This window comes from Enterobacter sp. 04-C-12-SI-ECC (genome assembly GCF_047530715.1).
Classification (GTDB): Bacteria; Pseudomonadota; Gammaproteobacteria; order Enterobacterales; family Enterobacteriaceae; genus Enterobacter; species Enterobacter bugandensis.
In genome coordinates this window covers 1-14,268 of sequence record NZ_JBLKDI010000011.1, presented here as the reverse complement: position 1 = coordinate 14,268, position 14,268 = coordinate 1, and the positions used below count along the sequence as shown (strand labels likewise).

Genomic DNA, 14,268 nt, shown 5'->3' with positions numbered 1-14,268 from the left:
AATGTGTTGTGATCAGCACGAGCCTGAGAGTCGGTTTTTCAGCTTAATGCGCGTCTCTTCCCGCAGGCAGTTCCAGCTGGTGTCGATAACGGCTGCCGCCCATGCCGGCATGTTGGGAGAGAGACGGTAATGGACCCATTTGCCCTCGCGACGATCGATAACCAGCCCGGACTCGCGCAGCAGCGCCATATGGCGGGAGACTTTCGGCTGCGGTTCGTTGGTGGCGGCGCAGAGATCGCAGACGCACAGCTCGCCCGCTTCGCGGAGCAGCATGACGATGGCGAGCCGCGTTTCGTCGGAGAGTGTTTTGAAGAGCTGGAGCGGGTGGATCATGGGTGTTCCTGAGGGTAGATTAAATCATATTCGTTTAATCATATATGTTTTGGTGAGAAGAGAGAAGGTCAAATTACAGAAAGGGGAATTTCAGGCAACAAAAAACCCATCAACCTTGAACCAAAACGGCGGGGTTGATGGGCTCCACAAATTGGGGACATCAAAGAAAAGCAGTGGCACTAGTTATGACTGCCCCCTGCTAAAAAAGTTCTGCGCGTTACAAAAATTTTTTCATTACGCGCAAACTTAGGAGTTATCCGAGTCCCGGCCAGATGATGATAATCAGCGTACCCGCCAGCGTCAGCAGTACGTTCGCGATAGCATAGGTGCCTGCATACCCCAGCGCCGGGATGTTGCTGCGCGCGGTATCGCTGATGATTTCCATCGCCGGGGCACAGGTACGCGCCCCCATCATTGCCCCGAACAGCAGGGCGCGGTTCATACGCAGCACGTAGGCGCCGAACAGGAAGCAGATCACCACCGGCACCAGGCTGACGATAAGGCCGGAAACCAACATCTGCCAGCCGACGGCGCCCAGGCTGTGGCCGATGCCGCTGCCCGCGCTCAGGCCGACGCCCGCCATAAACACCATCAGACCGAACTCTTTCACCATGTTCAGCGAGCCCTGCGGAATGTAGCCGAAGGTCGGGTGGTTCGCTCGCAGGAAGCCCAGCATGATCCCGGCGAACAGCAGACCGGCGGCGTTACCGATGCCGAAGCTAAAGTTGCTGAACTGGAAGGTAATCATCCCGATCATCAGGCCAACAATGAAGAAGGCGCAGAAGGCCAGCAGGTCGGTGACCTGGCTGTGAATGGAGATAAAGCCGATGCGGTCGGCAACGGTTTTTACGCGTCGCGCGTCGCCGCTGACCTGCAGCACGTCGCCTTTGTTGAGCACAACGTTGTCGTCGATAGGCATCTCAATCTGGCTGCGGATCACCCGGTTGAGGAAGCAGCCGTGGTCGGTCAGCTTCAGCTGCGCCAGACGGCGGCCCACGGCGTTATGGTTTTTCACCACGATCTCTTCGGTGACGATGCGCATGTCGAGCAGGTCGCGGTCGAACACCTCTTTGCCGTTACGGAAGCTCGGGTCGAGACGGGCGTGCGCGTCCGGGTAACCCACCAGCGCGATGTCGTCGCCCATCTGCAGCACCGCGTCGCCGTCCGGGTTCGCCAGAATGCCGTTGCGGCGGATACGTTCGATGTAGCAGCCCGTCTGGCGGTAAATCCCCAGTTCGCGAAGATTTTTGCCGTCTGCCCATGCCACCAGCTCCGGTCCGACGCGGTAGGCGCGGATAACCGGGAGATAGACTTTACGTTTGGAGTCGGTATCCAGGCCGCGCTCGCGGGCGATTTGCTGGGCGCTGGTCTGCAGATCCTGGTGCTGCAGTTTTGGCAGGTAGCGCGCGCCAACGATCAGGCTCACCAGACCAATCAGATAGGTCAGGGCGTAGCCCAGGCTCAGATGGTCGAGGGCGGTAGAGAGCTGCGCGCCCGCCATGCCGGAATGGCGCAGGGTATCACCGGCGCCCACGAGCACGGGGGTTGACGTCATAGAGCCGGCCAGCATACCGGCCGTAAGCCCGATATCCCAGCCAAACAGTTTGCCCAGTCCTAACGCGATCAGCAGCGCGCTGCCGACCATCACCAGCGCCAGCATCAGATAATTTTTGCCGTCGCGGAAGAAAATTGAAAAAAAGTTAGGTCCCGCTTCTACGCCAACGCAAAAAATAAACAGCATAAAACCTAAGTTCAGCGCGTCCGTGTTAATGCTGAAGTGCTGCTGGCCTAATAATAAGGAGACGACTAAAACGCCAATGGAATTACCGAGTTGAACCGAACCCAGGCGCAATTTACCCAGGCAAAGACCCAGCGCCAGTACCACAAATAATAACAGGATGTAATTCCCATTTAACAAGTCTGCGACGTTTATATTCACGGAGGCTAACTTCTTGTTTACCAGTAAGTTGTTGAATGAAAGGACTTTTTGGGCTACTGTTTTCTGGATCAGGGAAAAGCGCTAACGCTCCCTGTTTCCTGCTTTATTCCCTAAAACATTAGCTGGCGTGTAGTTTAATCGCATTAGCTACTGACAGCTACTGATTATCGCATCACCCTGTGCGTACTTTGGCATGGATTGCCGCACTGCTTTATCTGACTGGGCGTCTACCCGACGAATGTGTATTTGATAGAGATAAGTCAGGAGGATAGTTTGAATATGAAACGAAACTGGGCGGGGGTGATCAGCTGTTTTTTGCTGTTCACGGTCGTGTGCATGTCGCTCGCATTTAATGTAAAGGGCGCGTTCAGGGCGTCCGGGCATCCTGAGCTGGGGTTGCTCTTCTTCACGTTGCCGGGGGCTGCCGCCAGTTTTCTCTCCCGTCAAGGGGAGGTGGTGAAACCGCTGCTCGGCGCCATGCTCGCTGCACCGCTGTGTCTGCTGATGATGCGCCTGATGTATATTTCAACGCGGAGTTTCTGGCAGGAGCTGGCGTGGTTGCTGAGCGGCGTATTCTGGTGCGCGCTTGGCGCGCTGTGCTACCTGTTTGTACGCAGCCTGGTTCAGCACCGACGGCACCGCAAATAAAAACGCCCTCAGGGTGAGGGCGTCTCTTCATTACTGCTCGGCAAACAGGCCCAGATGCTCTTTAGCGTAGGCCTCAAAGTCGGTGCAACCGCCGATGTGTTTCTGATCGAGGAAGATCTGCGGCACGGTTTCAACCGGCTTACCGACGGTTTTTTCCAGGTCGGCTTTGGTGATGCCTTCCGCGTGGATGTCCACATAGCGGAAGTTGAAGTCATCGCGCTCTTCGGTCAGTTTCTCAGCCAGCTCTTTCGCGCGCACACAGTAAGGGCACCCTGGACGACCAAAAATTACTGCAAACATTTCTCTCTCCTCAAAAAACAAGCCTGACGGCGAATGACACGTATAGTGCCCCATAACCCGCCGTCATTAAAGAAGGTTTCGCCTGTCGTTATAATATCTATTAGCTATGTTTCGCCAATTACACCGCGCACATCATTGCCTATACTGGCTGCCATAGGTATTAAGCAAGACTAAAGAGAGACAAGATGACGCCAACCATAGACCTGCTCCAGTCCCACCGCTCCATTCGCCACTTTACCGATGAGCCGATTACCGAGGCGCAGCGTAATGCGATTATCGACAGCGCAAGAGCCACCTCCAGCTCCAGCTTTTTGCAGTGCAGCTCAATTATCCGCATTACCGATAAAGCCATGCGTGAACAGCTGGTGACGCTCACCGGCGGGCAGAAGTATGTGGCTCAGGCAGCCGAGTTCTGGGTGTTCTGCGCCGACTTTAACCGCCACCTGCAGATCTGCCCTGAGGCCGAGCTGGGGCTGGCCGAACAGCTGCTGCTGGGCGTGGTGGATACCGCACTGATGGCGCAAAACGCCTTTACGGCCGCGGAATCGCTGGGGTTAGGCGGTGTCTATATCGGCGGGCTGCGTAACAACATTCAAAGCGTGACCGACCTGCTGAAGCTGCCAAAACACGTGCTGCCGCTGTTTGGCCTCTGCCTCGGCTGGCCGGCGGACAACCCGGATCTCAAGCCGCGCATTCCTGCCGCGATGCTGGTGCATGAAAACCATTACCAGCCGGTCGATCAGGATGTCCTGAATCAATACGACGAAGAGCTGGCGAACTACTACATGACGCGCGGCAGCAATAACCGTCGCGACACCTGGACGGACCATATTCGCCGCACCATCATCAAAGAAAACCGCCCGTTTATTCTTGAGTATCTGCACAAGCAGGGCTGGGCAACGCGATAGTCCATTCCTCCTGCGCCTGCCTGCGTATATGATATGCAGGCTTTTTCCATGTCTTCAGAGAGGTGCAGGGTGAAAATTGCCATATTGTCCCGGGACGGAACGCTCTATTCATGTAAGCGCCTGCGAGAAGCGGCGGCGAAACGCGGGCATCAGGTTGAGATCCTCGACCCGATGTCCTGCTATATGAACATCGACCCCGCCGCCTCGTCGATTCACTACAAAGGCCGCAAGCTGCCGCACTTCGATGCGGTGATCCCCCGCATCGGCTCCCAGATTACCTACTACGGCACCGCCGCGCTGCGCCAGTTCGAGATGCTGGGCAGCTATCCGCTCAACGAATCCGTCGCCATTTCCCGCGCCCGCGACAAGCTGCGCTCCCTGCAGCTTCTCGCCCGACAGGGGATCGATCTTCCGGTCACGGGCATTGCTCATTCACCGGACGACACCAGCGATCTGATCGATATGGTGGGCGGCGCGCCTTTAGTGATCAAGCTGGTGGAAGGCACGCAGGGCATTGGCGTGGTGTTAGCGGAAACGCGTCAGGCGGCGGAGAGCGTGATCGACGCCTTTCGCGGGCTGAATGCGCACATTCTGGTGCAGGAGTACATTGAAGAGGCGAAAGGGCGCGACATTCGCTGTTTCGTGGTGGGGAACGAGGTCGTGGCGGCCATCGAGCGCCAGGCCAAAGAGGGCGACTTCCGCTCTAACCTTCACCGCGGCGGCGTTGCGCGGGTAGCCGATATTAGCGAACGCGAACGGGAAATAGCCGTGAAAGCGGCGCAAACCCTGGGGCTGGACGTAGCGGGCGTGGACCTTCTTCGGGCGACGCGCGGGCCGCTGGTGATGGAGGTGAACGCCTCCCCGGGGCTGGAAGGTGTGGAAAAAACCACAGGGGTCGATATTGCAGGTAAAATGATCTCATGGATCGAGCGTCATGCCACGCCGGGTTACTGTCTGAAAACGGGCGGTTAAATGGATTACCGGGCGCTTTTTGAGTACCCTATGCGAAGTTTTTACTAAAGAGGCTGCACAGCGATGGATTTACAGGTCGTACCTACACTGGATACGTTACGTCAATGGCTTGATGATGCCGGGATCACCTTCTTCGAATGTGATTCCTGCCAGGCGCTGCATCTGCCTCATATGCAGAATTTCGACGGCATTTTCGATGCCAAAATCGATCTGATTAACGACGTGATCCTTTTTTCCGCGCTGGCCGAAGTGAAGCCTTCTGCGCTGCTGGCGCTGGCCTCCGATCTCTCGGCTATCAACGCCAGTTCTTTGACGGTGAAAGCATTTCTCGATATACAGGACGATAATCTGCCAAAACTGGTCGTTTGCCAGTCTTTATTCTCCGGGGCAGGGCTGTCGTTCAAGCAGTTCGCCTGGTTTATGCGCCTGAGCGAAGAGCAAATTTCCATGGTTATGATGGAAGCCAATGCACATCATCTGCTGTATAGCGCGGAAGACGATGCTGAGAATAATGATGCATCTCCCAATTTTCTTCACTAAGCCTGTCTGACTTTTGCGCAGTCGCTGCCATAGCGGCTGCAGAAGGCCATTTTTTCTGCTGCCTTTAACCTTTCTTTAAAGAATTTTTCACCTCCCTCAAGGCCATTTAGGCTTATCACGTAGACTTAACCTGCATAAAAAATTGATAAAAGGCGTTTTTTCGTCTGGGCTATAGCCGGAGACACGGGCTACAGTTATTCTTGCGATGCTTAAAAAAGCGAGCGGATCCTGCCGGGTAAAGAGGTTTCTTTTTATTTTGAGCAGAGCGACAAACTATGCATGATTTTTGCATATATCCAGATTGCACAGTTTAGTTCGTTTGTTAACGAGCTTTCAGAAGGAATAACACTATGATCGCCTTGAATAAAAAATGGTTATCGGGTCTGGTTGCGGGTGCTCTGATGGCCGTCTCTGCCGGCACGCTCGCTGCGGAACAAAAAACGCTGCACGTATACAACTGGTCTGACTATATTGCGCCGGACACGGTCGCTAATTTTGAAAAAGAGACCGGCATTAAAGTGGTCTATGACGTTTTCGATTCCAACGAAGTGCTGGAAGGAAAGCTGATGGCAGGCAGCACCGGTTTTGACCTGGTCGTACCTTCCGCAAGCTTCCTGGAGCGTCAGCTGACGGCGGGCGTCTTCCAGCCGCTGGACAAGAGCAAGTTATCGAACTGGAAAAACCTCGATCCGGAAGTGCTGAAGCTGGTGGCGAAGCACGACCCGGACAACAAATACGCCATGCCTTACCTGTGGGCGACCACCGGTATCGGCTATAACGTGGATAAAGTCAAAGCCGCGCTGGGCCCGGACGTTAAGCTGGACAGCTGGGACGTGGTGCTGAAGCCGGAAAACCTTGAGAAGCTGAAAAGCTGCGGCGTCTCCTTCCTCGATGCGCCGGAAGAGATTTTCGCCACCGTGCTGAACTACCTGGGCAAAGACCCGAACAGCAATAAAGCCGATGATTACACCGGCCCGGCGACCGATCTGCTGTTGAAGCTGCGTCCAAACATTCGCTACTTCCACTCGTCACAGTACATCAACGACCTGGCGAACGGCGACATCTGCGTGGCGATCGGCTGGGCAGGGGACGTGTGGCAGGCGGCGAACCGCGCGAAAGAGGCGAAAAACGGCGTGAATGTGTCCTACTTCATTCCGAAAGAGGGGGCGCTGGCCTTCTTTGACGTCTTCGCCATGCCGGCTGACGCGAAAAACAAAGAGGAAGCCTACCAGTTCCTTAACTACCTGATGCGTCCTGAGGTGATCGCCCACATCAGCGACCACGTTTACTACGCCAACGGTAACAAGGCCTCCGTGCCGCTGGTGAGCGAAGCGATCCGCAGTAACCCGGCAATCTATCCGCCAGCGGACGTGTTCGCCAAGCTGTTCACCCTGAAGGTTCAGGATCCAAAAATTGACCGCGTGCGTACCCGCGCGTGGACCAAGGTGAAAAGCGGAAAATAACGGCGTTTGGTAACGTTGCCCGGTGGCGCTATCGCTTACCGGGCCTACACAACCCGTAGGCCGGGCAAGCGTTCGCGCCGCCCGGCGATGCGCACCCAGACGGTGCGTTTGCACCAGTATTGATCTATGCCGGAGAGCACCCCGTGAATGACGCGATCCCCCGCCCGCAGGCGAAAGTCCGTAAAGCGCTGACCCCGCTTCTTGAAATTCGTAACCTCACCAAATCTTTCGATGGCCAGCATGCCGTGGACGACGTCAGCCTGACTATCTATAAAGGCGAAATATTCGCGCTACTGGGCGCATCGGGCTGCGGTAAATCGACCCTGCTGCGTATGCTGGCCGGTTTTGAACAGCCAACCGCCGGGCAAATCATGCTCGATGGTGTGGATCTCTCCAGCGTGCCGCCGTATCAGCGCCCGATTAACATGATGTTCCAGTCCTACGCGCTGTTTCCGCACATGACGGTGGAGCAAAACATCGCCTTTGGCCTGAAGCAGGACAAGCTGCCGAAAGCCGAAATCACCGCGCGCGTGGCCGAAATGCTGAGCCTGGTGCATATGCAGGAGTTCGCGAAGCGGAAGCCGCACCAGCTCTCCGGCGGCCAGCGTCAGCGCGTGGCGCTGGCGAGAAGCCTTGCAAAGCGTCCGAAACTCTTGCTGCTCGACGAGCCGATGGGCGCGCTGGATAAAAAGCTGCGCGACCGTATGCAGCTCGAAGTGGTCGATATCCTCGAGCGCGTGGGGGTGACCTGCGTGATGGTCACCCATGACCAGGAAGAGGCCATGACCATGGCCGGGCGTATCGCGATCATGAACCGCGGGAAGTTCGTGCAGATTGGCGAGCCGGAAGAGATTTACGAGCATCCGACCACCCGCTACAGCGCGGAGTTCATCGGCTCGGTTAACGTCTTCGAAGGGCTGCTGAAGGATCGTCAGGAGGATGGTCTGGTCATCGAATCACCGGGGCTGCAGCATCCGCTTAAGGTCGATCCTGACAGCTCGGTGGTGGATAACGTGCCGGTCTACGTGGCGCTGCGCCCGGAGAAGATCATGCTCTGTGACGATCCGCCAGCCGATGGCTTTAACTTTGCCGTCGGGGAAGTGGTGCACATTGCCTATCTGGGCGATCTCTCCATTTACCACGTGCGCCTGAAAAGCGGACAGATGCTCAGCGCGCAGCTACAGAACGAACATCGCTACCGCAAGGGGCAGCCGACCTGGGGCGACGAAGTGCGCCTGTGCTGGGACGCGGACAGCTGCGTCGTGCTGACGGTATAAGGAGCGATCATGAGCACACTTGAACCTCCAGCCCGCGTCAAAAAACCGGGCGGCTTTGCCCACTGGCTGACGCGCCTTAAGATGAACCACGGGCGCAAGCTGGTAATCGCCATGCCTTACGTGTGGCTGATCCTGCTGTTCCTGCTGCCGTTCCTGATCGTCTTTAAGATCAGCCTGGCGGAGATGGCGCGGGCGATCCCGCCGTATACCGATCTGTGGGAGTGGGCCGACGGGCAGCTGACGCTGACGCTGAATCTGGGCAACTTCCTCCAGCTCACCGAGGATCCGCTCTATTTTGAAGCCTATCTGCAGTCTCTGCAGGTGGCGGCGATCTCGACGCTCTGCTGTTTGGTGATGGGCTACCCGCTGGCGTGGGCCGTGGCGCACAGCAAGCCGTCAACGCGTAACATCCTGCTGCTGCTGGTGATCCTGCCGTCGTGGACCTCGTTTCTGATACGCGTTTACGCGTGGATGGGGATCCTGAAAAACAACGGGGTGCTGAATAATTTTCTGATGTGGCTTGGGGTTATCGATCAGCCGCTGACCATCCTGCACACCAACCTTGCGGTCTACATCGGCATTGTCTATGCCTATCTGCCGTTTATGGTGCTGCCGATTTACACCGCCCTGACGCGCATTGACTACTCGCTGGTGGAAGCCTCGCTCGATCTCGGCGCGCGTCCGCTGAAGACCTTCTTCAGCGTGATTGTCCCGCTGACCAAAGGCGGAATCATTGCCGGGTCGATGCTGGTGTTTATTCCGGCGGTCGGGGAGTTTGTGATCCCGGAACTGCTCGGCGGGCCGGACAGCATCATGATTGGCCGCGTGCTGTGGCAGGAGTTCTTCAATAACCGCGACTGGCCGGTGGCGTCGGCGGTGGCGATTATCATGCTCCTGCTGCTGATCGTCCCGATCATGTGGTTCCATAAGCATCAGCAGAAACAGATGGGAGATCGCGGATGAACAACTTACCGGTAGTACGCTCCCCGTGGCGCATTCTGATCCTCGTTATCGGCTTCACCTTCCTGTATGCGCCGATGCTGATGCTGGTGATCTACTCGTTCAACAGCTCTAAGCTGGTGACGGTCTGGGCGGGCTGGTCGACGCGCTGGTACAGCGAGCTGTTCCACGACGACGCAATGATGAGCGCGGTGGGGCTGAGCCTGACCATTGCCGCGCTGGCGGCCACGATGGCCTGCGTTCTGGGCACCATCGCCGCGCTGGTGATGGTGCGCTTCGGGCGTTTTCGCGGCTCAAACGGTTTCGCCTTTATGATCACTGCCCCGCTGGTGATGCCGGACGTCATTACCGGCCTGTCGCTGCTGCTGCTGTTCGTGGCCCTGGCGCACGCCATCGGCTGGCCGGCGGATCGCGGCATGCTCACCATCTGGCTGGCGCACGTCACCTTCTGTACCGCGTATGTGGCGGTGGTGATCTCCTCGCGCCTGCGCGAGCTGGACCGCTCCATTGAAGAGGCGGCGATGGATCTCGGCGCCACGCCGCTAAAGGTCTTTTTCATCATTACCCTGCCGATGATTATGCCGGCGGTGATCTCCGGCTGGCTGCTGGCGTTCACGCTCTCCCTCGACGATCTGGTTATCGCCAGCTTTGTCTCAGGACCGGGCGCGACGACGCTGCCGATGCTGGTCTTCTCCAGCGTGCGCATGGGGGTGAACCCGGAGATCAACGCCCTGGCCTCTATCATCCTCGGCGTGGTCGGAATTGTCGGATTTATCGCCTGGTATTTGATGGCGCGCGCGGAAAAACAGCGCGTGCGCGATATCCAGCGTGCAAGACGCGGCTGAAGGATTTAAAATTTCCGGTGATGTGCCGCGCATGACGCGGCACTGTTTTTCAGGGAAGTAAAACATTGGGATTAGTAAAAAAATCACGTATTACGCACGCCCGTCCTAACGTTCCTGCGCTGGTTCAGGTGGCGGCGCTCGCCATTATTATGATCCGCTGCCTGGACGTGCTGATGATTTTGAATACGCTGGGCGTGCGCGGCATCGGGGAATTCATTCACCGCAGCGTGCAGACGTGGAATCTGACGCTGGTCTTTTTAAGCAGCCTGGTGCTGGTGTTTATCGAGATCTACTGCGCGTTTTCGCTGGTCAAAGGGCGCAACTGGGCGCGCTGGGTCTATCTGCTCACGCAGGTGACCGCCGCCAGCTATCTGTGGGCCGCCTCGCTGGGCTATGGCTATCCTGAGCTGTTCAGCATTCCGGGTGAGTCGCGACGTGAGATTTTCCATGCGCTGGTCATGCAAAAACTGCCGGATATGCTGGTGCTCTGCCTGCTTTTCGTTCCGGCGTCCAGTCGGCGGTTCTTCCGCCTGCAATAATGTGTATAATCGCAGCCCTCGTTTTCCTTAAGGTTTGCATATGCAGTGCGCACTCTATGACGCCGGACGCTGCCGCTCCTGTCAGTGGATAGAACAGCCGGTTTCTCAACAACTCACCGCCAAAATGGCCGACCTGCAACAGCTGCTGGCAGCGCACGCGGTGGGCGAGTGGTGCGCACCCGTCAGCGGCCCGGAGCAGGGCTTTCGTAACAAAGCCAAAATGGTTGTCAGCGGCAGCGTTGAAAAACCGCTGCTGGGGATGCTGCACCGCGACGGCACGCCGGAAGACTTAACCGACTGCCCGCTCTATCCCGCCTCGTTTGAGCCGGTCTTTGCCGCACTGAAACCGTTTATCGCTCGGGCGGGGTTAACGCCTTACAACGTTGCCCGCAGGCGTGGCGAGCTGAAGTACCTTCTCCTGACGGAAAGCCAGATCGACGGCGGCATGATGCTGCGCTTCGTGCTGCGCTCGGAAGCCAAGCTGGAGCAGCTGCGCGTGGCGCTGCCGTGGCTGCAGGAACAGCTTCCTCAGTTAAAGGTGATTACCGCAAACATTCAGCCGGTGCATATGGCGATCATGGAAGGGGAGAAAGAGGTTTTCTTCACCGACCAGCACGCGCTGGCGGAGAGCTTCAACGGCGTGCCGCTGTGGATCCGCCCGCAAAGCTTCTTCCAGACCAACCCGACCGTGGCAAGCAGCCTGTACGCCACCGCCCGCGACTGGGTGCGCGCGTTAAACATCCATCATATGTGGGATCTGTTCTGCGGCGTGGGCGGTTTTGGCCTGCACTGCGCCACGCCTGAGATGCAGCTCACCGGCATTGAGATCTCCGCCGAAGCGATTGCCTGCGCAAAGCAGTCCGCTGCCGAGCTGGGGTTAACCAATCTGCACTTTCAGGCGCTGGACTCCACGCAGTTCGCGACCGGTCAGGGCAACGTGCCGGAGCTGGTGCTGGTTAATCCGCCGCGTCGTGGGATTGGCAAATCCCTCTGCGACTACCTGAGCCAGATGGCGCCTGAATACATCGTCTATTCAAGCTGTAACGCACAGACCATGGCGAAAGATATCGCTAATCTGCCGGGCTACCGCATTGCACGCGTGCAGCTTTTCGATATGTTCCCGCATACCGCACATTATGAAGTCCTGACGTTGCTCGTGAAATCTTAAACAAAATGTGAACTCTGCCCGCCCATAAAATCAGGTAAGCTTACGTCATAAGAGATGAATAAAGGCTTACCCATGAAGCAGATCCTGCTGGTGGAAGACGACCACGATATCGCGGCGCTTCTGCGGCTCAACTTAGAAGACGAAGGCTACGCCATCACCCACGAGCCCGACGGGGGCAACGCCCTGCAGCGCCTTGAAAAACAGCCGTGGGATGCGGTGATCCTCGACCTGATGCTGCCCAACGTTGACGGCCTGGAGATCTGCCGCCGCATCCGCCAGATGACCCGCTACCTGCCGGTGATCATCATCAGCGCCCGCAGCAGCGAAACCGACCGCATCACCGGGCTGGAAACCGGCGCCGATGATTATCTGGCAAAACCCTTTTCAGTGCAGGAACTGATTGCCCGCATCAAAGCGCTGTTCCGCCGCCAGCAGGCAATGGGGCAGGCGCAGGCTGACGGGCAAATTCAGGCCCACGGCCTGACGATCGATCCTCTGGCGCGCAGCGTGCTGCTTCACGGCCAGGTGGTGGATCTCACCCCGCGCGAATTCGAACTGCTGTACTTCTTCGCCCGCCATCCCGGCGAGGTGTTTTCCCGTCTGGCGCTGCTGGAGCAGGTGTGGGGCTATCAGCACGAAGGCTACGAGCACACCGTCAACACCCATATCAACCGCCTGCGCATCAAGATTGAGAAGGACGCCGCCGAGCCGGAGATAATTCGCACCGTCTGGGGCAAGGGCTATAAATTTGCGGAGCCAAACCATGATGCGCCGCTTTAGCCTGAGCCAGCGCCTGACGCTGCTGTTTGTCCTGCTGATGATGCTCTGCGCTACCGTCGCCTGCGCGGTACAGCTCTACAGCAGTAAGCAGTACGGCAACGCGATGGTGCAGCGGTTGTCGGGCGGCCTGGCGCAGCAGATCGTCCAGCGGGAACCGATTCTGGACGCGCAGGGCAGGGTTGACCGCAACGCGCTGAAGCCGTTGTTCGACCGGCTGATGACCTTCAACCCGAGCGTTGAACTGTACGTTATCTCGCCGGACGGCGAAATCCTGGCCGATGCCGCACCGCCGGGCCATATTCAGCGGCAAAAAATCGACCTGGCACCGGTTCAGACCTTCCTGAGCGGTACCGCCATACCGGTACTGGGAGACGACCCGCGCAGTCAAAATAAAAAAGTGTTCAGCGCCACGCCGCTGCGACAGGACGGCGAGCTTAAGGGCTACCTGTACATCATTTTGCAGGGCGAGGAGTCGAACGCGCTGGCGGAAATGGCCTGGCATAAGGCGCTCTGGAGCACGGTGCTCTGGTCATTGCTGTGGGTCGCGCTGTTTGGCCTGCTGGCGGGTCTGCTGGTCTGGTACTGGGTAACGCGTCCGGTTAAGCGCCTGACGGAAGAGGTCACCGGCCTGGAGCAGGACAGCATTAGCGCAATCAGGCTGCTCGCAGCACAGCCGCCGGATGCCGCGGCCAATGACGAAGTGGCGCTCCTGCGCAACAGTTTCATCGAGCTGGCGCGGAAAATTACCCGCCAGTGGGACCAGCTGGCCGACAGCGATCGCCAGCGCCGGGAGTTTATCGCCAACATTTCGCACGATCTTCGCACGCCGCTGACCTCGCTGCTGGGCTATCTTGAAACCCTGTCGCTCAAATCCGCCACCCTGACGCCGCAGGAGCACCAGCAGTATCTCGCCACCGCGCTGCGTCAGGGACAAAAGGTACGACATCTTTCCCAGCAGCTTTTCGAGCTGGCGCGCCTTGAGCACGGCGGCATTAAGCCGCAGCGCGAGCGTTTCGCGATGGGAGAGCTGATTTCCGACGTGGCGCAGAAGTTTGAGCTTACCGCCCGCACGCGCGAGGTGAATCTGCATATTGACGTGCCGGGGCCGCTGCCGCTGATAAACGCCGATGTGTCGATGATCGAGCGCGTGGTGACCAACCTGCTCGATAACGCGATGCGTCATACGCCCACTGGCGGGGAAATTCGTCTGGCGGTGTGGCAGGAGAATGAACGGCTTCAGGTCGAAGTGGCAGACTCCGGAACGGGCGTGGATGCCGCGCTGCGCGACGATCTGTTCCAGCGGCCTTCGGCGCTGAATACCCAGGCATCGCGGGAGAACCGCGGCGGGTTAGGGCTGTTAATCGTTAAGCGAATGCTGGAGCTGCACGGCGGCGGGATCAGGCTGATGGAGTCCGTGAACGGGGCGCGGTTCAGGTTCTTTGTGCCGCTGTGAGAAATTGCCGGGTGGCGCTGCGCTTACCCGGCCTTGTATTATCCTCCCGTACAGAAAGAACCGGCCAGTTCTTTCTGTCAGGCAGTCCACATGCCGTACCCGGCCTTAGGCCACGAGCCTGTGTTGTAGATCCCTGCAGTGGA

Annotated in this window: 15 protein-coding genes; 12 read left to right on the top strand and 3 right to left on the bottom strand. The window is 57.8% G+C overall.

Features of this window, described 5'->3' with window-relative positions; translation table 11 throughout:
• Positions 1–12: 12 nt before the first annotated feature.
• Both ACMWL8_RS14945 and ACMWL8_RS14940 read right to left on the bottom strand, forming a co-directional pair.
• The gene (locus ACMWL8_RS14945) at positions 13–333 is read right to left on the bottom strand and encodes a metalloregulator ArsR/SmtB family transcription factor (protein WP_045259997.1); all 321 of its coding nucleotides are present in this window, start codon (positions 331–333) and stop codon (positions 13–15) included.
• 253 nt (positions 334–586) lie between these two features.
• Complete coding sequence (locus ACMWL8_RS14940) at positions 587–2,272, bottom strand: aspartate:alanine antiporter (protein ID WP_414751600.1); 1,686 nt, start codon at positions 2,270–2,272, stop codon at positions 587–589.
• A gap of 279 nt (positions 2,273–2,551) precedes the next feature.
• Between ACMWL8_RS14940 and ACMWL8_RS14935 the strand changes: the two genes are divergently transcribed.
• Entirely contained in the window at positions 2,552–2,920 is a 369-nt protein-coding gene (locus ACMWL8_RS14935; RefSeq protein WP_080339193.1) for an inner membrane protein YbjM, read from the top strand.
• A gap of 30 nt (positions 2,921–2,950) precedes the next feature.
• On the opposite strand, the gene ACMWL8_RS14930 is transcribed toward ACMWL8_RS14935, so the two are convergent.
• Entirely contained in the window at positions 2,951–3,220 is a 270-nt protein-coding gene (locus ACMWL8_RS14930; protein ID WP_028012502.1) for a GrxA family glutaredoxin, read from the bottom strand.
• A gap of 185 nt (positions 3,221–3,405) precedes the next feature.
• Here ACMWL8_RS14930 and nfsA point away from each other — a divergent pair, with 185 nt between their 5' ends.
• The 11 genes from nfsA to ACMWL8_RS14875 all read left to right on the top strand — a co-directional run bounded on the left by nfsA (position 3,406) and on the right by ACMWL8_RS14875 (position 14,125).
• Complete coding sequence (gene nfsA, locus ACMWL8_RS14925) at positions 3,406–4,128, top strand: nitroreductase NfsA (protein ID WP_045259998.1); 723 nt, start codon at positions 3,406–3,408, stop codon at positions 4,126–4,128.
• 69 nt (positions 4,129–4,197) lie between these two features.
• Entirely contained in the window at positions 4,198–5,100 is a 903-nt protein-coding gene (gene rimK, locus ACMWL8_RS14920) for a 30S ribosomal protein S6--L-glutamate ligase (RefSeq protein ID WP_028012504.1), read from the top strand.
• 63 nt (positions 5,101–5,163) lie between these two features.
• The gene (locus tag ACMWL8_RS14915; RefSeq protein ID WP_003858385.1) at positions 5,164–5,640 is read left to right on the top strand and encodes a YbjN domain-containing protein; all 477 of its coding nucleotides are present in this window, start codon (positions 5,164–5,166) and stop codon (positions 5,638–5,640) included.
• Between the two features lie 350 nt (positions 5,641–5,990).
• Positions 5,991–7,103 (top strand): spermidine/putrescine ABC transporter substrate-binding protein PotF, encoded by a 1,113-nt coding sequence (gene potF, locus ACMWL8_RS14910; protein ID WP_028012505.1) that lies wholly within the window; start codon positions 5,991–5,993, stop codon positions 7,101–7,103.
• Positions 7,104–7,246: 143 nt separating this feature from the next.
• Positions 7,247–8,380, top strand: coding sequence for a putrescine ABC transporter ATP-binding subunit PotG (gene potG / locus ACMWL8_RS14905; RefSeq protein ID WP_052682956.1), 1,134 nt, complete (start codon positions 7,247–7,249; stop codon positions 8,378–8,380).
• Positions 8,381–8,389: 9 nt separating this feature from the next.
• The gene (gene potH / locus ACMWL8_RS14900) at positions 8,390–9,343 is read left to right on the top strand and encodes a putrescine ABC transporter permease PotH (RefSeq protein ID WP_041910674.1); all 954 of its coding nucleotides are present in this window, start codon (positions 8,390–8,392) and stop codon (positions 9,341–9,343) included.
• Positions 9,340–10,185 (top strand): putrescine ABC transporter permease PotI, encoded by an 846-nt coding sequence (gene potI, locus ACMWL8_RS14895; protein WP_028012508.1) that lies wholly within the window; start codon positions 9,340–9,342, stop codon positions 10,183–10,185. The genes potH and potI overlap by 4 nt, the downstream gene beginning before the upstream one ends.
• Before the next feature lie 65 nt (positions 10,186–10,250).
• Complete coding sequence (locus tag ACMWL8_RS14890) at positions 10,251–10,724, top strand: YbjO family protein (RefSeq protein ID WP_028012509.1); 474 nt, start codon at positions 10,251–10,253, stop codon at positions 10,722–10,724.
• A 40-nt stretch (positions 10,725–10,764) separates the two neighbouring features.
• Positions 10,765–11,892 carry a 23S rRNA (uracil(747)-C(5))-methyltransferase RlmC gene (rlmC, locus tag ACMWL8_RS14885; RefSeq protein WP_045259999.1) on the top strand — a complete coding sequence of 376 codons (1,128 nt, stop codon included), beginning with the start codon at positions 10,765–10,767 and terminating at the stop codon, positions 11,890–11,892.
• A gap of 72 nt (positions 11,893–11,964) precedes the next feature.
• Positions 11,965–12,672 (top strand): response regulator transcription factor, encoded by a 708-nt coding sequence (locus ACMWL8_RS14880; protein ID WP_041912037.1) that lies wholly within the window; start codon positions 11,965–11,967, stop codon positions 12,670–12,672.
• Positions 12,656–14,125, top strand: coding sequence for an ATP-binding protein (locus ACMWL8_RS14875; RefSeq protein WP_045260000.1), 1,470 nt, complete (start codon positions 12,656–12,658; stop codon positions 14,123–14,125). Before ACMWL8_RS14880 ends, ACMWL8_RS14875 begins: the two co-directional genes overlap by 17 nt.
• The last annotated feature ends 143 nt before the right edge of the window (positions 14,126–14,268 follow it).

Bases quoted from the DNA above. Each gene is read 5' to 3' on its own strand.
- potF (WP_028012505.1), top strand. From the start codon at position 5,991: ATGATCGCCTTGAATAAAAAATGGTTATCGGGTCTGGTTGCGGGTGCT.
- ACMWL8_RS14930 (WP_028012502.1), bottom strand. From the start codon at position 3,220: ATGTTTGCAGTAATTTTTGGTCGTCCAGGGTGCCCTTACTGTGTGCGC.
- potH (WP_041910674.1), top strand. From the start codon at position 8,390: ATGAGCACACTTGAACCTCCAGCCCGCGTCAAAAAACCGGGCGGCTTT.
- rlmC (WP_045259999.1), top strand. From the start codon at position 10,765: ATGCAGTGCGCACTCTATGACGCCGGACGCTGCCGCTCCTGTCAGTGG.
- ACMWL8_RS14945 (WP_045259997.1), bottom strand. From the start codon at position 333: ATGATCCACCCGCTCCAGCTCTTCAAAACACTCTCCGACGAAACGCGG.
- ACMWL8_RS14935 (WP_080339193.1), top strand. From the start codon at position 2,552: ATGAAACGAAACTGGGCGGGGGTGATCAGCTGTTTTTTGCTGTTCACG.
- ACMWL8_RS14875 (WP_045260000.1), top strand. From the start codon at position 12,656: ATGATGCGCCGCTTTAGCCTGAGCCAGCGCCTGACGCTGCTGTTTGTC.
- ACMWL8_RS14915 (WP_003858385.1), top strand. From the start codon at position 5,164: ATGGATTTACAGGTCGTACCTACACTGGATACGTTACGTCAATGGCTT.
- ACMWL8_RS14880 (WP_041912037.1), top strand. From the start codon at position 11,965: ATGAAGCAGATCCTGCTGGTGGAAGACGACCACGATATCGCGGCGCTT.
- nfsA (WP_045259998.1), top strand. From the start codon at position 3,406: ATGACGCCAACCATAGACCTGCTCCAGTCCCACCGCTCCATTCGCCAC.
- potI (WP_028012508.1), top strand. From the start codon at position 9,340: ATGAACAACTTACCGGTAGTACGCTCCCCGTGGCGCATTCTGATCCTC.